The sequence below is a fragment of the Enterococcus sp. AZ071 genome (assembly GCF_050499065.1).
GTDB classification, from domain to species: domain Bacteria; phylum Bacillota; class Bacilli; order Lactobacillales; family Enterococcaceae; genus Enterococcus_A; species Enterococcus_A ferrettii.
The window spans coordinates 1095842-1114351 of sequence record NZ_JBIPAS010000002.1 but is presented as its reverse complement, the minus strand read 5'-3'; the positions used below and the strand labels follow the sequence as shown (position 1 = coordinate 1114351).

Sequence of the window (18510 nt, the reverse complement as noted above, 5' to 3'; positions counted from 1 at the left end):
TTTTTGATTGAATTTAGTCGTTTAGGTTATAGCGCAGCTTCATATGATTTGAACCAAAAATTACCATGTCTCCTAAAAGTTTGGTAGCACGTTCCATGGCAGCTTCTGCCAGCTCTTCATTAACTTTTTCCAAATAAGCCTGCTGTTCTTCCGATCCTTCAATTTCAGAAATCTCATTCTCAGCTTTTAATTGAATCGCATGGTAAGCACTCATGGCTTGTAATTCAAACGTATTACGGAAGTCTGCATACATATCGTAGTCATTGTCTCCAAGCAAAGCAGTTGTACAGCTTAACCAATACATTTTCGTCATATCGAAGGTTCCATCAGCATCACGGAAACTAGCAGGAGTGTCATTAACATTGGCATAAAACGGTACAACTGCATTAAAGGTATTTGCACCATAAGCCAACCAGTGGATTCCAGCAAGTTGGTCAGGCACATGGTTGCGTAGTTCTAAAATGTGTACGCTATGGTTACGGTTAATTCCGATTGGGCGGAACAACGTTTTTTCTGCTTCAGTTCCACTTCCGTAAGGATCATATACGGTGTTCTCAAAGTGAGAACTTAAAACAAACTTGACATCCTCTACCGTAATTTTGCGGTTTGCCCGGCAAATAAATGGCAGATCATGGTCCATAGGGTCCTGTTCAATAGCTGGAGTAAAGTATTTTTGACCATACCAGGCTCTCGGATTATTATAAACGGTGTCCTTAATGCTCGCACTGCCGAAAATGTGGCGCAGATTAACTCCCACAAAATCAGGATTCAATTGGTATTCCTCAATCACGTCAGGTAAATGAGAGGAGTATAAAGTATCTTCTGAATTAAAATCGTACTCATCAATATTCATTCGATTAGGTGCTACTACATAGGCATCATCAGGAATTCGAATCGCAGCCCAATGATGTCCGCCGATTGTTTCCAGCCACCAAACTTCCTGTTGATCTGAAAAAGCAATTCCATTTGGCTCATAGGTGCCATATTCTTCCAGTAATTCCCCCAAGCGCATAACTCCTTCACGAGCGCTGCGAATATAAGGTAGAACTAAGGTCACGATATCTTCTTCGCCGATTCCGTTTTCTACATAGGGATCAATGCTTTGAATACGTGGGTTTGTAGTAATCGTTTCAGTAGCAGACATCGCAACATTCTCACTATTTATACCGGCAGCGGGCCAAATTCCATCAGTTAAAATGGCATTAGGAGTCGAGGTGTAGCACAATGGATTGTCTGGCAAATCAATCGTCACTTTACTGATAATCGATTGATAGCGTCTCGGCTGCTTGTCAGGAGTTACTACCACAAAGCGTTGGGGATCAAGTGCTTCATGACCATCGTCGTTACGGGCGACAATCGTGGAGCCATTAATCGAGGCGTCCTTTCCCACCAAAATAGTCGTACAAGAACCTGTTCTTCTTTGCATAATGAAACACTCTCCTCTTGTTCATCTATTTCTACTATAGCACTTTGATGCTAAAGTACAAACCAATAACCAGATAACGCTAAGCCTTCAATTTTTTATACAAACGACTGCCAATTACCTGAATTAATTGAACAAAAACAATTAAAATAAGAACTGTACTGTACATCACTCGGTCATCAAAATTCTGATAGCCATAGGTTATGGCAACTGCACCTAAACCACCAGCTCCGACGGTTCCAGCCATAGCGGTATAACCCAATACGGAGATAATTGCTAAGGTTAAACTAGAAATTAAACTAGGAAAAGCTTCCACTAAAAGGACCTTAAAAATAATTTGAGTATTGCTGGCTCCAAAAGATTTCGCTGCATCTACTGTATACGGGTTTACTTCCAGCATATTGTTCTCAAATAGCCGTGCCACATAAGGAGCCATAGCGAAGGTTAAGGGAACTATCGCGGCAGTGGTCCCAATCGTAGTCCCTACTAAGGAACGAGTTACCGGCATCAAAGCTACCATCAAAATGATGAACGGAAAAGAACGAACCACATTGATTATAAAATCCAATACCCGATACACAGAAGGATTCGGCTTCAAGCCTTGTTTATTGGTCACTATCAAAACAGTAGCCAGTAAAAAACCCAACACTGTTGACAGTAAAGCCGAACAGCCGACCATGATCAAGGTACTGATAAAATTCGGCCATAATACTTGGGTCATCAATACGTCATTACTCATGGACTTCTCCTATCTGATACTGAATCATGGAGGTATCATTTAGTTTTTGCACGTTACTCTGTTCACTTGCCGGTAAAATAAGTGTTAATACTGCTATTTCTTCATCACGAAAGCGCTCTGTTTGCGTATGCAGTATTTGATAGTTTTGGATATCTTGCTGATGAAGAGCTTGCAGAACATCGATCTTTTGCAAATCCGCCACTATTTTCAGCATAAAATGGCCACTCTTCACTGTTATTGGCTGGTGATTTTCTCCTACAATCGTCTCCAAAATGGGCGAATGATCCAAGAAAATTTGTTTTACTTCGCCTTGATCAGCAATCTCTCCGTTGCTTAAAACGGCCACTTTATTGCAAATTCGTTTAACTACCTCTACCTGATGAGTAACAATTACAATCGTCAATTGGTATTTTTGATTCAAACGCCGCAACAAATCAACAATTTCATTAGTGATACTGGGATCCAGTGCGGAAGTGGCCTCATCACACAGCAGAATTTCAGGGTCCAAGGTTAGGGCCCGGGCAATTGCCGCCCGCTGCTTTTGTCCTCCTGATAATTGTTTGGGCTTCATGTCGGCTTTGTCTAAAATACCAACTTCCTTCAAAAGCTGATTGACCTTAGCAGCAATAGCTTCCTTTGAATAACCACTACATGTCATAGGTAACGCTACATTTTGAAAAACTGTTAACTGCTCCATTAAGGAGTTCCCCTGGAAAATCATCCCAATTTTCTTTCGTAAAATACGCCACTCTTTTTCTGACAGCTTCGCACTTTCCTGCTGATTAATAAACAGCTTTCCTTGATCAAATCGTTCCAAACCATTGATGCAACGAAGCAGAGTAGATTTTCCAGCACCACTCACTCCTAGAATCGCGTAAATATCGCCTTTTTCGATAGTTAAGGAAACATTTTTTAAAATCGGCTGCTGATCAAAGGTTTTGATTAAATTTTCAATCCTGATCATGTACTCGACCCGCCCGCTTCACACCTTGGTATGCTCCGCGAAAATAATTATCCCTTTTACGAACATCATAGAATTCAGCTTCGTCATTTTCTTGTGTTTTCTTAATAATCTGTCGTTTTTTCTCCAATAGTTCCATTGGATTTAAGGTTTGCTCCAGTCCGACAATTACCTTTTCAAATTTATTGTAAGGAATGCCAATGCATAACTCTTCGTCTTTCCAGCGGGCCACATAACGGGTTCCTGAACACATCATAGAAACATTGATTTCATTTGTTTCAAAGGGATAAGAAGTTCCCTCCTGACACAGTGCCTGCATACCAGTCATTTTGATCTGTTTGACCTGTCCATAGTGATAGGCATTTCCTTGGAGGATTCGCATCGCGTTAAAAGGAACAGTGATCAGCAAAACTACATCCGGCGCTTTCGTCCAAGTCTCAATCGGTTCAATCGCAATCCCATAGGAAGCTTCACGACAATAGACCATATCATCTGCTACCTGCTTACTGACTTCAATATCCTTGTAGACTTTCATGTTGGCGTGTTTTTCACCGCTCGCACTATATTCATCATTATCCACCAGTCCCATGGCCACTGCTGAAGCTGGACAAGCAAAGTTGCTTAAATCCAACTTCATTTGTTCGCCCATGGTTGCTTTTTGGACAGCACCGCAATAAGGAATCATCTTGGGGTACTTTGGTGCCGGGTGCTGCTGAAAATCTTCTTTAGAGTGCAAAAAGGTAATACCTACAGCCTGGCGTTCCAAGTTCAGCAAATAGTTTAAACGCTTATTGAGTTCATTAAAATTACTCATAAAAAGTGAAGACTCCTTTGAAATGATCATTTATGCCTTTCTTACTTTCCTTCGTAGTGAATGAGGCGTTGATGTCTTTAGCCCAGTCGCTGTCTTTGTCCTCATCGCGAACAATCAAACTGATCGGAAAATCTTCTGCATGTTGATCCCGGATCAAATAGTCTTTGTAATCCTCGCCAGAATTGAACATGAAGGTAAAGAAGCATGTTGCTGCATCTAAATCTTCTAAACTACGAACTGTTTGAGCCTGTTCAATTTCTACAAATTCGAACTTCTTAGGGTTGTCTACAATATCTAATGCGGTAAAACCAGAATCCTTCTCATCAGTCAGCTTGATCAATCCAGCATCTTGCATCATCAACAGTGAATTATCGCGATTCATTGCATCGTTCATTATCGCAATTTGTGCTCCCTCTGGCAATTGGTCAATTGCATCATACTTTGTAGAATACAATCCAATCCCGGTATAGTAGACATGTGGTGTCATCATCGCTAGCTTGCCCTCTTTTTGTTTGTTGAAAGACTTCATAAATGGTTCATGCTGCGCAAATGAAGCATCAACATTGCCATCATTAACCGCTTGCAACGCTTCGATATTGTTAGAAAAAGTCACAAATTCAGGTTTGTAGCCTTTTTCTTCCATCGCTGCCTTGGCTGCTTCCAATGAGTTGATTGATACTTGATTACAAGCAATTTTAATATCTTTTTTTTCTGTTTCTGTTGCTTCCTTGGTTTGTGATCCACACCCCGCTAATAATAATAAAGCTGCTAATCCTAAAATTATTGTACTTTTTTTCATCCCATAATCTCCGTTTCTTTTTTTAGTCACAAAAATAAACATACTTAAATAAGCATGCCCTCCTCGCAAACCGTCGATTATGTGACAACGATCACATTTATAGTCGAATGGTTGGAGGAAAAATTGGTTTTCGCCGGCTTAGAAACTCTAAGACCTAAGCTGTTTCAAACTCACCGTTGAAATTTACGCATTTTTTCCACCTCCCAAAAACTTTACGTCTTTTCACAAGTATAGACCAAAAACTCTGGCAATAACAACAAATTTTTTAACCGAAAATAAAAAAGAAGGAAAAAGTGATATACAAACCACATTACACCGAATGTACGATAAATATCAGACCGTGAGTAATAGTTTTCACTTGATCTGTCGATTTATTCATAATCATCCTTTCAGAAGCTTTCTGTGATAAAGCACTGGTTTATAGTGAATAGTTGTTATGAACAATCGTAAGTCGATGTCATAAAGACAAATCAATGGTCTCAGAATAGTTGACTGTATTACAGCGTTGACTGATATCAACACTAAAGAAACTTTTTCCAAAATCGGTACTGACTCAGTACTTTCTTTCATCATTAAAAACCTCGTAATGAGCAGTATTTCTCTGTTCATTACGAGGCTTTATTTTTATCTTTATTCAGCGTTTATTTCATCTTTCGACTGTTCGGTCAGCTTCCCATCCTTCATGACTAGAATTCGATCACAATAATCTACTAACCGAGTATCGTGGGTCACCATAATTGTTGCTTTGTTTTTATCTTTGGTTTCCTTAGCGAGTATCTCTACTACTTCATAAGCTTTCTCGGAATCCAGGCTGGCAGTTGGTTCATCGGCCAAAATAATTGTTGGATCATGATATAATGCCCGAGCAATCGCCACACGTTGGCGTTCGCCACCAGAAAGTTCTTCAGGATATTTTGTTTGCAGCTTTTCTATGCCTAATTGTTCAAAAAGGTTTTCTGCTACTTTAGTGTTGGCCTTTTTACTGACTTTGTCCACTAATTTCAACTGTTTCTGCACGGTTAAGAAAGGAACAAGATTAGAAGCTTGCAAAATGAAGCCAATTTCTTTAAAGCGTAATTTTGCCCGTTCTTTTTCCTTTTTGTCGCTAAACGGTTCGTCGTTAATTAAAACTTCACCAGAGGAAGGGGATTGTAAGCCACCAGCAAGGGTTAAAAAGGTACTTTTCCCAGAACCGGAGGGACCAATAATTGCCACAAATTCACCCTTTTCAACCGAAAAATTCGTTTCCTTCAAGGCTTCAATTGTTGAATCGCCATCCTTAAAAGATTTAGTTACTTGTTTGAATTCAATTGCACTCATTTTTATTCCTCCTATCCAATTGCTTTTAGTGGGTCGATTTTAACAATAGTACGTACCGAGAAGAAAGCACCCACCATTGCGATTAGAATCATCAACCCGCTGATGCCTCCAAAGAACAAGATATTGACCTGAAATGGTACAGCTTCTGGCAGGACAAGACTAGTACCTAGTGTCGCCAACAATCCTATTGCTACACCGACTGTTGCCAGTAAAAAGGTCTGAGCAATCACGGAAAACGAGATGTACCGACTGGAAATCCCCTGCGCTTTCATGACACCAAAGATCTCCGATTTTTGCATCGTTAGGACGTAGATAAAAATACCGATGACAATTGCTGCAATTACAATCAAGAACCCAATCATAAAGCCAAAGGTCAAGACCTGTGCGCTATAGCCAGGAAGCTCATTAATAAAAGAGCTGATACTGGTTTCTTCTAAATCATCTGGAATGGTTTGAACATTTCCACGAGTAATGATGGCATTAATTCGCGTATTTTCAACAGTACCTGTTGTTTCAAACCGAATTTCCTGATAGGCACCAATGGTCGTATACAACACTGGCGCAACATTAAATTTGGCATTGTCGGTGAAGCCAACAATTTTCAATTTTTTCTCGTTGCCAGCCATTTTCACCGTTTCGCCTAATTTGATATCGTACTGATCTCGCAATGAGCTGTCTGCAACTGCTTCATCATCGGACGAAAACATTTCACCATCTATCAACTTGGGAGCAATAAACTGGTTCTTGTCAATTCCAAAAAAGCTGACATCAATCTTTTCTCCGCTGTCCCCTTTTATGACTCCTGCTGTTTGAGCCAGATAGGCTTTTTCATCTGACTTAACATCATCGAAGGTGCTTAATGGAATCATTGACATGTTCAAATTATTGTTTGCCTCTTCGTTTAATAAAATGTTGTCTGCATCCCACTTATCTACAGCTGTACGATTGTCCTGAGCAAGCCCGTAGGCCAAACCAGTTAGGAAAAAAACTAAGTAAGCGATCAAAAACATCACGCCCATTACTAAGGTATATCGTAATTTTGAATGGCGAATTTCATTAATTGCCAAAAACATAAAAAAGACCTCCACTTATCACTTGATAAAATCAAGGTAACACGAATTTTTTAGAAATAGAAATATCCTGCTTAGAAGATACATTTTTAAGATTTTTGCTTTCCAATAAAAAACGATGCTCAGAAGCTAGATCGTTGATCTAACCTTTGGGCATCGGTACGAATATCCTAAGTTTTTTCTCTAGATAGCACTAGCCTGCTTTAAGGGTTTGGTTAAAGAATTGACTAATTTTCCTGTTTCTTTTACTCCTTTATCCTGCAAAGTTTGGACAATCTTTGAGCCTACAACTACACCATCGCAGCAATCGTTGAAACGCTCAACATGTGTCCGTTTCGAAACACCAAAGCCTGCTAAAACAGGAATTTTACTTTCCTTAGTAATTAATGCCAGATGCTCATCCAGATTTTCACGATAATTCTTACCTGTTCCGGTTGTTCCGTTAATCGTTACCGCATAGACAAATCCTTCCGCTTCAGCTAACAGCGTCCGAATACGTTCCAGCGGACTAGTCAATGAAATTAGCGGAAGTAAAGCCAAATCTGCTTCATCAAAGGTGGGCAAAACTAAATCGCGGTGCTCATAAGGTAAATCGGGAATAATAAATCCTTTTACATCGGTATTGGCTAAATCCTCTGCCAGATTTTTTAATCCATAATGGAAAAAGGAATTGCTGTAGCCCATAAAAATCAGAGGGACTGGCGAATCAAATTGCTGAAGCAGCTGAATAATCTTTTTCAAAGTAACTTTCCTAGCCAAAGCCCGCAGACCTGCTTCTTGAATGATCGGGCCATCTGCTACTGGATCAGAAAAAGGAACGCCAATTTCGATGGCAGTAGCACCATTTTTAGCTAACATATTAATTTCATCCGGCAAGGCATCTAATCCCTGTGCTCCCGCCATAATGTAAGGAACAAATAATTTTTGCTTTTCCGCTTTTTTACTTAAATAGGTGGTCAAGGTTTTCATTTTTCTGCCTCCATTCGATCCTTAATTTGTTGAACATCTTTGTCGCCCCGACCGGATAGGCACAGAACAATAATTTGATCTTTTTCCATTTGCGGTGCTAGTTTCATCACATGAGCAATCGCATGAGAACTTTCTAGAGCGGGAATAATACCTTCCACTTGAGACAGCAGATGAAAAGCTTCCACAGCTTCTTCGTCATCAATAGTGACATATTCCGCTCTCTCAATACTGGACAGGTAAGAATGCTCAGGCCCAACACCAGGATAATCCAAACCAGCTGAGATGGAATAGGCTTCAATAACTTGCCCATCATCATCCTGCAGCAAATGCATCCGTGCTCCGTGCAATACACCAATATCTCCCTGGGTAATCGGTGCGGCATGTTCATCCGTGTGGACACCTTTTCCAGCCGCTTCTACCCCAATCAATCGAACAGTTTCGTCTTCAACAAAAGGATAGAACAATCCCATTGCATTACTACCGCCACCAACGCAAGCCAGTGCTACATCCGGCAGTCTTTCTTCTGCAATTAAAATTTGACGGCGTGCTTCTTGACCGATCACACTTTGATAATCCCGTACAATTTCTGGAAAAGGGTGCGGGCCTAAAACTGATCCCATAACATAATGGGTATCTTCTACATTTGCTACCCAATATCTCAGTGCTTCATTTACAGCATCTTTCAACGTCTTACTACCTGAAGTAACACTTTCAACAGTAGCTCCTAACAACTCCATACGAAAAACATTTAATTCCTGACGCTTCACATCAATCTCGCCCATAAAAATGGTGCATTCCATACCGAACAAAGCAGCGGCAGTCGCTGTGGCAACCCCATGTTGTCCAGCTCCCGTTTCAGCTACAATTTTATTTTTGCCCATCCGTTTGGCTAATAATACTTGACCGATGGCATTATTAATTTTGTGAGCACCCGTATGGTTTAAATCTTCACGTTTGAGATAAATCTTGGCACCGCCTAATTGCTCGGTCAAGCGTTCTGCAAAATACAAAGGATTTTCTCTTCCCACATACTGCGTTAAATAATACGCCAATTCCTTTTGAAACTCGGGATCGGTTTTGGAGCTTTCATAGGTTTCAGTTAATTCTTGGACGGCATACATTAAGGTTTCTGGAACGAATTGTCCACCAAATTCACCGTAAAATCCTTTATTCGTTGGTTGCTGATACATCGGTTTCCTCCTTCACTGCTTGGCAAAAGGCAGTTATCTTCTTATGATCTTTTTCTCCATCCGTTTCGACTCCACTGGAAACATCTACTACCAATGGCTGAAAATAGTGTATAGCGGCTGCGACATTTTCTGGGGTTAAGCCTCCGGCAATGAACAGTCTTTCTTGTTGCAGCTCGGCTGGATTGACTGCTTGCCAATCAAAGACTTCCCCATTTCCCCCCATGTATTTTGTCGGAGGTGCATCTAATAATAAGTAGTCTTCACTTCCTGATTCAAACAATGGGTACGATTTGCGGATGCTGACTGCCCGAATGATTGGAACACTCAGCACTTCTGATAGTTGCTCACCATGAATTTGTACCAGATCTAAGCCTGCTGCTTGAATAGTTGCCTCCACCTCTGTTTGACTAGGAGAAACGAACACTCCTACCTTTTTAATGTTCGTCGGCAGATCTAAGGTAATTTCTTTAACTTGCGCTGGTGTTACTTGCCTTGGGCTTTTGGCAAAGACGAAGCCTAAATAATCGGCACCGCTGTTGACTGCAGTTTCTACCGCTTTTCGTGTTGATAACCCGCAAATTTTTATTTGGGTCATGTCCGCTTCACTCGCAATTCCTTGATTTTTTCTGAAATATTATCTGAGCGCATTAAGGTCTCACCTACTAAAACAGCTTGGTAATCTTTTGCAATCCGTTGGACATCTTCGCCGTTTTTAAAGCCTGATTCACTAATGTACACTCGGTCGTTAGACGGCTGAGCCAATGCTTCACTTGTAGCAATCGTTACTTCAAAGGTAGTTAAATCCCGATTATTCACACCAATGATTTTAGCGCCGATACGATGGGCCACCTCCAATTCCTGTTGGTTATGGGTCTCCACCAGCACCTCTAATCCGATCGTTTTTGCTGCCTGGAAAAGCTCAGCCAATCGTTTTTCTGTCAAAGCAGCGACAATCAATAAAACAATACTTGCGCCAGCATTTTTTGCTCGAACCAATTGTCGTTCGTCAATAATGAAATCCTTGCATAAAATTGGCAGCTCAACGACCTGTGCCACCGCTTCTAAATCATCGATTGTTCCTTTGAAAAATACTTCATCAGTCAACACCGAAATGGCACTAACACCACCAGTTTCGTAAGCCCTCGCTTGAGCCAAAATATCTACATCTGTTCGTATATCTCCTTTAGAAGGAGAAGCTCGTTTGATTTCTCCGATTAAATGAACCGTTGCCGGTGCGTCCTTAACAGTTTGGTAAAATGACGGGCGTTTAGTCTCTATTTGTACTTCTGACTCTGGCAATTGAGCGACCTCTTCAGCTTTTTTTGCTAAAATCGTTGCTAAGAAATCCATTAAGCCACCGCCTTCTGTTCTTGTGCTAATTTTTGTAAACAATCCATGGCAGCACCAGAAGATAAAGAATGCTTTGCTTCAACTATCCCAGCTTCCAGCGTTGTTACCTTGCCGCTGGCCAAAAAGCCTAAACCAGCATTTAGTAAAATTGTGTCGTAATAAACCGAAGCTTCATTACGTAAGACCGATAATAAAATGTCCCGATTTTGTTGCGCTTCACCACCAACGATTGCTTCTATTGGTGCCTGCTTAAAACCATACTCTTCTGGTGTAAACGAGAAGCTAGAGACTTTTCCCTCCTGATAAATCGCACAGTTAGTTGTTCCGGCTAGATTTGCTTCATCCATCCCATGAGCGCCATGAACGACAATCGCTTTCTTCCGCCCCATTTTTCCTAATGTTTCCGCCGTTTCCACCAATGAATCCCCAGCAAAAGTACCCATCAATTGATTATCTAAATGGTATGGATTAATAATTGGTCCAATTAAATTGAAAATGGTTGGTGTAGCTAAGTCCCGCCGGATACCCATTACATATTTCATTGCTGGATGCATAGCTGGAGAGAACAAGAAGGCGATACCTACTTCTCGTAATAAATAATCGATTTTTTCTGGCGAAACCGTTAAATTGATGCCTAAAGTCTCTAACACATCTGCACTGCCTGAACGACTGGAAATACTGCGATTGCCATGTTTAGCCATGGGAATACCCCCACCGGCCAAAACAAAAGCTGCGGTTGTACTGATATTGAAACTATTGCAGTGGTCTCCTCCTGTACCGCAGTTGTCCATGACACCCTTAGGCGGAGTTAACATTTTTTCAGCCTCGCCTTGCATGATGGTAGCTAAACCTGTCAATTCCTCAGAGGTGACTCCTTTTAGCTTCAAGGCAACCAATAACGCACTGATTTGAATATCACTTAATTGTCCTTCAAAAATATTAGTAGAAATAATAATCATTTCGTCCGTTGTTAAATGTTGCCCTTGATAAACTTTTTCAAATAGTGTTTGCATGTCTTTCTCCTACTTCCTTTACAAATTGATCAATCAGCTGTTGACCTTTCTCAGTACCGATCGATTCCGGATGAAATTGCAGCCCGTAAACGGGATATTTTTTATGCTGTAGTGCCATGATGCAATCGTCACATTCCGCAACGATTTCTAGTGCATCTGGAAATTTTTCTTTGGCAACCATTAATGAATGGTACCGCATCACTTCCAGCGGTGTTTGAATTTCTCTAAAGCAGCCTTTTGATTTAAAGAAAATGGTTGAGCGTTTGCCATGCATAATCTGCGGAGCTGCCACTACCTTCCCACCGAAGACTTCGCCAATTGCCTGATGCCCTAAACAAATGCCTAGAATCGGTTTGTCCCGATAAAATCGGCGAATCACTTCTTCCATCAACCCTGCTTCCTCGGGCCTGCCTGGACCTGGTGAAAGTACAATACCGTCAGCTTCTTCAGCCAGCTCGAATAGATCAGGTGCATCATTTCTAGCAACAACCAATTCATCATGGTTAAATTGATGAACCAGGTTATAGGTGAACGAATCATAATTGTCGATTAATAAAATCATTTTCCTACCTCCAATAAGGCTTTGGCTTTTTGCAACGTCTCCAGGTATTCACTGGTAGGATCGGAATCATAGACAACGCCACCACCAGCTTGTACATGAGCTTTTTTATCTTTGACAACCATCGTACGAATCGCGATGGCAAAATCGGCTTGATTATCGCAGGATAGGTAACCCACCGCTCCTGCGTAGATAGAGCGTTTAACTGGCTCCCACTCGTAGATCCGAGTCATCGCTCGAATCTTCGGCGCACCGCTAACTGTTCCAGCTGGCAAAGTAGACTTCAACGCATCCATCGTTGTTTTATCCGGTCTTAATTTTCCTTCGACTAGGGATACAATATGCATGACAAAGCGATAGCGCTCGATCGTCATAAACAATGGAACATGAACACTCCCAATTTCGGCTATCTTACCGATATCATTACGTCCTAGATCAATCAGCATCTGATGTTCAGCAATCTCTTTTTCATCATTAATTAATTCTTCCGCTAAATGATCGTCTTCCGTTTCATTTAATCCCCGTCGCCGCGTTCCAGCAATTGGATTGGTGGTGACGATATCCCCCTTTACTCTTACCAAACTTTCCGGCGAACTTCCTATTACTGTCACATCTGGAAATGGCAAGTAGTAAAGATAAGCTGAAGGATTTGTTACCCGCAACTGACGATAATAATGAAAAGGATCTACTGGAAAATCAGCTGATAAACGTTGCGACGGAACAACTTGAAATAAGTCACCTTCACGAATATGCTGCTTAGCTTTTTCCACCACGGCTTCGTACTCTGATTGAGTAAAGTTACTGGTAAAGCTTAACTGAATAGGCTCTAAGGGATCATTCTCCGTTCTCTGGAGCGTAAAAATCTCTTTCTCAATTTCAGTAATTCGCTGCTGCAAGGCTGCTTCACCACATTTGCTGTACAAATCACTGGCTACGATATTCAGCGTCTGCTTTTGGTGATCATAAATCACGAACGTTTCAAACAAGTAAAATTGCATATCCGGCAGCTCCAAAACGTCTTCGGGAACCTCGCCTAAATCCTCATAGAGAGCAGCGATGTCATACCCAACATAGCCAATCGCTCCGCCTTCAAAAGGCAGCCCTTCAATTGTTTCTTCCTTCAAAACATATTTTTCCAGTTCTTTTAGAGGATCGCTGCAGGCATAATGTTTTTTATCAATTTGAAACTCCCCAGATTGAAACTGGATATGATGTACCGGATTGAAAGCTAAGAGCGAATAACGGTTACTTTCTGAATCCCTAGGAATACTTTCTAACAAACACTTAGACTCCCCACCTAAACGGAAATATAAGGAAACGGGGGTTAAACAATCAGCACTCAATTTTTTTACAATCTTCATTTTTTCATCCCTTTCAAAGAAAAAAGCCCTCAAGCTAGACACAATGGTCTAGCTTGAGGGCGCATTTTGCACGGTACCACCTCAACATATGCTTAAAAAAGCATGTCTCTCTCGATTGTCTAACAACAATCTTTCTCTATAACGGGAGTTCCCGTCATCCCCTACTCCGTGTTCAAGGATGCTCCAACAAGTCCATTCATTTGGTGAAAAGTGCTTCATTCTCATCACTGGAAGCTTTCTGTACCTTCTCGTTTTCCAAACTACTTCTCTTGTTTCTGATTTTTATTAATAAAAAAAGCCCTCAAATCGGACAACTATCCAATTTGAGGGCGGTTAATCCACGGTGCCACCTCAATATATGCTTAAAAAGCATCTCTGTCAGCTGTCTAACAACAGCCTTTCTCTGTAACGGGAGTTCCCGGAGATTCCTACTTACTTCAAAATCTCGGTTCAAAAGTCCATTCGCATCATTTTCCTTACTGATTCACAGCACCATCAGCTCTCTGAAAAGAGAAAATCATGTTACTACTCTTTTGTTTAACCTGTATTTTTTTAAAATAATACGCCTATTTATTAAAAGAGTCAACACTTTTTATGAAAAAATGTTTAGATCTTTTTAATAGAGACGCTCTGGCATCATCTGCTCTAAAAATGCCCAGACACCATTACTAATCCGCAGCTCCTCACAATCAAAGTGGGAAAGCTCGTGACGAATCAATTTTTCCTGACCATTCACTACTTTAGGCAGCCAATTTGGATCCATCAACAATGCTTTTCCTATAGCTACTCCGTCCGCCATAGACAAAATTTCTTCTGCATCCTGACCAGTACGAACATCCCCGACCCCAATAAGTGGTACACGACCTGCGATCTTATCCTTAATATATGCCATCATTGATTTTTCCTGATAGTCTTGACTGGCTGAAACTTTATCTGCTTGATTTAAAGAAACATGTAAATAATCCAATGACAGGTCTGCTAAATGATCAACTAAATACAACGTATCCTCAAATCGAATTCCTGGTGTTTCATATTCTTCTGGTGAAAAACGATATCCGACAATAAAGTTATCGGCACCCGACTCATCTACTGCTGTAGTTACAGCTTTTACTAGTTCCTCAATGAAATGATACCGCTTGTCCAAGCTCCCACCCCATTCATCTTCTCGTCGATTCGAATGAGGAGAAAAGAACTGTTGAATTAAATAGGTATTTGCCCCGTGCAATTCCACTCCATCAAAGCCAGCTGAAATCGCCCGTTTAGCGGCTGCTGTAAAATTGTTAATTAAAGCTGCAACCTCTTCGCTTTCCATCTCACGCGGAGTTTCAGCCGCTGGTCGCTCTGCTGCTACCGCACTAGCAGAAACTGGCTGAACCCCCCGTAAAATCTGACTGCTGGTCATACGGCCACCATGAAAGATTTGCAGAATCGCCTTGGTGCCATTGCGTTTGATACCCGCTGCCAGATTAGATAACCCGGGAATAAATTTATCGTCGTAAACACCCAGCTCACCTTCCCAGCCTTTGCCGTCCTCCTGTACATTGGCTGCCCCGGTAATGACTGCGCCAATTTCACCAGCACGCATACTATAATAATCAACCTCGTCTTGTGTCACTACGCCGTCGAAAAAACTCATTTTGGTGGTCATTGGAGCCATCAGAACTCGATTCTTCAAGGTTAAGCCCCGGTTGAAAGTTAGTGGTTCAGTTAATTTAGCCATTTAATCCACTCCTTTTTCTTTTAAGCATAGCACAGCTAGGCAGAAGTTGGCTAAAGCTTTGCATAAAAAAAGCAATCCCATGATACATTCACAGGATTGCTTCTACGATCTATTTCTTCAATAAAATATTGGAATCTAAGGTGCCACTCTCATTCTTCAAAGAGAAGGTGCTCAAGCGATCATTGTAATCAATCACCACTTCATTGCCTAAGAAAACTTTTTCTTCGTCAGAGATATACACTTTAAAGCGGTCATTTTCTAATACTTCTTGAAACTGCTCGGTTGGTCCTTCTGTTGGAATGATTTGAAATTTATCGCCCACAGCACAAGACCCGCCCACGGTTGAAAATTGGTTAGAACCGTCGTTCAAGGCTAAAATAAAGCCTTCATTTGAACCAAGTTTGTCAGTTAGTGCTTCTACTGCTTGTTTGCGAATGTCTAACTTCATAACTATCTCCTCCTTCTCTTTGAATTATAACGCGGAGGAAAAGGAGACGAAACAAATCTGCTCACCGTTCTATTGTAGGACCCAGCGTTCCAAAGCTTCTTTTACACCATCTTCTTGGTTAGAAGCCACTTCGTATTTAGCAACAGCTTTGACCTCTGGTGTAGCATTTCCCATCGCTACCGATATCCCGGCAAATTTCAACATGGACAAATCATTCTCCGCATCACCAATTGCCATAACCTCTGCTTGCTCAATCCCTAAATGAGCAGCCAATTCCTTAACTGCAGAGCCTTTGCTGGCTTCTTTATTTAAGATTTCCAAATAATAAGGTGAGCTGGTTACTAGGGTGTATTCTTCAAATAACTGCTTAGGAATCTTCTTAATTGCTGCTTCTAAAATCTCAGGTTCATCAATCATCATTAGCTTGACTGGTGATACCTCATCCGCTATTTCTTCAGGTGTCCGATACTTCAATGGCAAATTCACCATATGGGCTTCATTAACAGAGTAACGGCTAATATCGCGATTAGACGTGTAAATCGAATCACGGCTCACTGTATGAATGTGAACACCGATCTTACGTGCCAGCATATCAAAGTACAAGAAATCGTCCCGAGTTAACCCATGCTGTGAGACTACATCCCATGTATTTGTGTTTAAGACTAGACTTCCGTTGTAAGAAATAACGTAATCATCCACCGACAACAAATCCAGATCTGCTAATTGCTCCAAAGCACCTGATAATGGTCGACCCGTACAAATTACAATGTACGCACCTGTCTTTCGTGCTTTTTTTACACTTTCGATTACAGCTGGCGAAAGCTCGCCTCGTTCATTTAATAATGTGCCATCCATATCAATAGCAACTAATTTTACTGCCATAATTTCCTCCTATTATTCCCGCTTAAAATAGAAAATTGCTCCATTTACCAGTTAACCACAATCCCAAAGCAACCGCAAGAATTTATTGCCGCCTGAAAAATATTTACCGTTTGCCACAAATGGAGAATAACACAAGAAAAAAACACTGCCAAAGCAGTGTTTAATCCACATATGAAGTGTCTGTTTTATTTAACCAAGCATAGCCTAATCCCATAACCAATCCGCCGCCGACAAAATTGCCAATCAACGTGAAGAAAAGGTTGTGCAGGACACTTGCTGTCGTCATGCCTTCAATGGTTCCGTGAGAAGCAAAGTAAGCCAATGAGAAAGCAGGGAAATTAGCAATAACGTGCTCATAACCTAAGAAAGCAAAGATAAAGATGATGAAGATAATCGCCATAACTTTACCCGCATCGTCCTTCATACGCATGCTGACTAAAACAGCCGTATTTACTACGATGTTGGCAAACATACCTTCAACCAGAATTTGACCGGTTGGCTTAGCCAATTTACCAGCAATACCAGTAAACATATAATTGCCAGGTTCTAAATGACCAAAAGGTGCAGTTAGGGAAAGCAAATATCCGCAAAGCACACCGCCGATTAAATTGAATAAGATACAAGTGAATAATAATTTCGCTGCAAAACCAAGTTTAATCTTTTTACGATAAACGCCAACCGTCATATAAAGCATATTAGAGGTTCCAAGTTCAGCATTCATGAATAGAATCATTACTAATGACCAACTAAACATAAAAGCGTAACTCATTTTTTCTAAACCAGGTATGGCCTCTTGTGTGCGGATTGCGATATAAAAGGCAATCGCTGTTCCTAATGCTAAAAATAAACAAGCAAACATGGATCGGACAGCATAACGCGCAAAACTGTTATCCAATAATTCCTTTTTCTTTTTAATTGATTTATCTAATTGGCTCATTAATGGGAAGTATTTTACAGTTGCCTGTGATACTTCCGTTGATTTTGATTTTTCCATCGTATCCTCATCTATTTCCATTGTTAAATTTGACTTCATTTGTTTCCTTCCTTCTCCTAAAATAGGACCACAATTGCACCTATCATACATTATTTTCAGCACGTTTTCAACTTCTTTTTCATTAATATTTTGCCATGAGGATCTTTTAACCTGCTAATAAACACGGTATGATAAAGAAAAGAGTTTAGGAGGACATATGATGGCAAAACAAGTATTAAAAGCTGAAGTAGAATCCCTAGGTGGTTTGCAGCTTAAATGCTCTGCAAGAGGTTTTGAATTTCTAATTGATGAACCCGAAAGTGCTGGTGGCTCAAATATTGCGATGAATCCCTTAGAAGCATTACTTTGCTCTCTAGGCGCCTGCAAAATGATGGTCGCTCGTTTTTTCTATCAAGCTCAGGAGATTGAATTGAAATCAATGAAGGTAGAAGTCTTAGGAGAAATCGACTCCGACCGATTAAAAGGAAAACCCGACGTTAAAATTGGTTTCTCAAAAATTATAACCAATTACACCATTGAAGCAGCAAATACGCATGCTGAAATCGAAGCCTTCATCGCCTTTATTGAAAAAACTTGCCCAGTTAAGGATACACTAGTCAATCCACCTGAAATGGAAACGAATCTTTCCTTCCATTCAACCACATGATCACGCAGTCAACAGTCGCTGAAGCCAATCCTAAAGGGGGCCCTGATGTTTAAATCACTTGGAGACAGCATTTTTATCTTTCCATTTATTCTATTAGCAATAGCACCAGTACTTATCCTGATTGGTGCGATCAAATCGTTTAAGGAAAAGCGGATGATTCAACTATTCTTTATTCTACTTTTTTCTATTTTGGAAATAGCTATCCTGTACATGATCCTTTTTATCTTCTTACTTGGTCGAAACAGTTAAAAA

At 40.8% G+C, this 18510-nt stretch carries 20 protein-coding genes and 1 other annotated feature; of the genes, 2 read left to right on the top strand and 18 right to left on the bottom strand.

What is annotated here, in order from left to right:
• Nucleotides 1-13: 13 nt before the first annotated feature.
• From IGI49_RS23835 to IGI49_RS23750, 18 genes are all read right to left on the bottom strand, one after another.
• On the bottom strand, nt 14-1426 hold the full coding sequence (locus IGI49_RS23835) for a C69 family dipeptidase (protein WP_429965155.1): 1413 nt from the start codon (nt 1424-1426) through the stop codon (nt 14-16).
• Between the two features lie 79 nt (nt 1427-1505).
• Nucleotides 1506-2162, bottom strand: coding sequence for a methionine ABC transporter permease (locus IGI49_RS23830; RefSeq protein WP_207704516.1), 657 nt, complete (start codon nt 2160-2162; stop codon nt 1506-1508).
• Nucleotides 2155-3126 carry a methionine ABC transporter ATP-binding protein gene (locus IGI49_RS23825; protein WP_429965156.1) on the bottom strand — a complete coding sequence of 324 codons (972 nt, stop codon included), beginning with the start codon at nt 3124-3126 and terminating at the stop codon, nt 2155-2157. The genes IGI49_RS23830 and IGI49_RS23825 overlap by 8 nt, the downstream gene beginning before the upstream one ends.
• Nucleotides 3113-3937 (bottom strand): DUF169 domain-containing protein, encoded by an 825-nt coding sequence (locus IGI49_RS23820; RefSeq protein WP_429965157.1) that lies wholly within the window; start codon nt 3935-3937, stop codon nt 3113-3115. Before IGI49_RS23820 ends, IGI49_RS23825 begins: the two co-directional genes overlap by 14 nt.
• A complete protein-coding gene (locus IGI49_RS23815) occupies nt 3930-4736 on the bottom strand; it encodes a MetQ/NlpA family ABC transporter substrate-binding protein (RefSeq protein ID WP_429965158.1) in 807 nt (268 codons plus the stop codon). Before IGI49_RS23815 ends, IGI49_RS23820 begins: the two co-directional genes overlap by 8 nt.
• 630 nt (nt 4737-5366) lie before the next feature.
• Nucleotides 5367-6056 (bottom strand): ABC transporter ATP-binding protein, encoded by a 690-nt coding sequence (locus IGI49_RS23810; RefSeq protein WP_207704512.1) that lies wholly within the window; start codon nt 6054-6056, stop codon nt 5367-5369.
• An 11-nt stretch (nt 6057-6067) separates the two neighbouring features.
• Nucleotides 6068-7129 (bottom strand): ABC transporter permease, encoded by a 1062-nt coding sequence (locus tag IGI49_RS23805; protein WP_429965159.1) that lies wholly within the window; start codon nt 7127-7129, stop codon nt 6068-6070.
• Between the two features lie 180 nt (nt 7130-7309).
• A complete protein-coding gene (trpA, locus tag IGI49_RS23800; RefSeq protein ID WP_429965160.1) occupies nt 7310-8095 on the bottom strand; it encodes a tryptophan synthase subunit alpha in 786 nt (261 codons plus the stop codon).
• Nucleotides 8092-9285 (bottom strand): tryptophan synthase subunit beta, encoded by a 1194-nt coding sequence (trpB, locus tag IGI49_RS23795; protein WP_429965161.1) that lies wholly within the window; start codon nt 9283-9285, stop codon nt 8092-8094. Before trpB ends, trpA begins: the two co-directional genes overlap by 4 nt.
• The gene (locus IGI49_RS23790; protein WP_429965162.1) at nt 9263-9880 is read right to left on the bottom strand and encodes a phosphoribosylanthranilate isomerase; all 618 of its coding nucleotides are present in this window, start codon (nt 9878-9880) and stop codon (nt 9263-9265) included. Before IGI49_RS23790 ends, trpB begins: the two co-directional genes overlap by 23 nt.
• A complete protein-coding gene (gene trpC / locus IGI49_RS23785; protein ID WP_429965163.1) occupies nt 9877-10635 on the bottom strand; it encodes an indole-3-glycerol phosphate synthase TrpC in 759 nt (252 codons plus the stop codon). The genes IGI49_RS23790 and trpC overlap by 4 nt, the downstream gene beginning before the upstream one ends.
• Entirely contained in the window at nt 10635-11648 is a 1014-nt protein-coding gene (gene trpD / locus IGI49_RS23780; RefSeq protein WP_429965164.1) for an anthranilate phosphoribosyltransferase, read from the bottom strand. Before trpD ends, trpC begins: the two co-directional genes overlap by 1 nt.
• On the bottom strand, nt 11632-12210 hold the full coding sequence (locus IGI49_RS23775; protein WP_429965165.1) for an anthranilate synthase component II: 579 nt from the start codon (nt 12208-12210) through the stop codon (nt 11632-11634). Before IGI49_RS23775 ends, trpD begins: the two co-directional genes overlap by 17 nt.
• Nucleotides 12207-13568: an anthranilate synthase component I gene (trpE, locus tag IGI49_RS23770; RefSeq protein ID WP_429965166.1), complete on the bottom strand. Its 1362-nt coding sequence runs from the start codon at nt 13566-13568 to the stop codon at nt 12207-12209. The genes IGI49_RS23775 and trpE overlap by 4 nt, the downstream gene beginning before the upstream one ends.
• Nucleotides 13569-13890: 322 nt before the next feature.
• Nucleotides 13891-14116 (bottom strand) — a binding site (T-box leader).
• 68 nt (nt 14117-14184) lie between these two features.
• Nucleotides 14185-15288 carry an NADH-dependent flavin oxidoreductase gene (locus tag IGI49_RS23765; protein WP_429965167.1) on the bottom strand — a complete coding sequence of 368 codons (1104 nt, stop codon included), beginning with the start codon at nt 15286-15288 and terminating at the stop codon, nt 14185-14187.
• 109 nt (nt 15289-15397) lie between these two features.
• Nucleotides 15398-15736 carry an iron-sulfur cluster biosynthesis family protein gene (locus IGI49_RS23760; protein WP_207704502.1) on the bottom strand — a complete coding sequence of 113 codons (339 nt, stop codon included), beginning with the start codon at nt 15734-15736 and terminating at the stop codon, nt 15398-15400.
• A 69-nt stretch (nt 15737-15805) separates the two neighbouring features.
• The gene (yidA, locus tag IGI49_RS23755; protein ID WP_429965168.1) at nt 15806-16618 is read right to left on the bottom strand and encodes a sugar-phosphatase; all 813 of its coding nucleotides are present in this window, start codon (nt 16616-16618) and stop codon (nt 15806-15808) included.
• A gap of 160 nt (nt 16619-16778) precedes the next feature.
• Nucleotides 16779-17651 (bottom strand): formate/nitrite transporter family protein, encoded by an 873-nt coding sequence (locus IGI49_RS23750; protein WP_429965169.1) that lies wholly within the window; start codon nt 17649-17651, stop codon nt 16779-16781.
• A 160-nt stretch (nt 17652-17811) separates the two neighbouring features.
• On the opposite strand from IGI49_RS23750, the gene IGI49_RS23745 reads away from it, so the two are divergent.
• Nucleotides 17812-18258, top strand: a complete 447-nt coding sequence (locus IGI49_RS23745) for an OsmC family protein (RefSeq protein ID WP_429965170.1) — start codon at nt 17812-17814, stop codon at nt 18256-18258.
• 45 nt (nt 18259-18303) lie between these two features.
• On the top strand, nt 18304-18507 hold the full coding sequence (locus IGI49_RS23740; protein WP_429965171.1) for a hypothetical protein: 204 nt from the start codon (nt 18304-18306) through the stop codon (nt 18505-18507).
• The last annotated feature ends 3 nt before the right edge of the window (nt 18508-18510 follow it).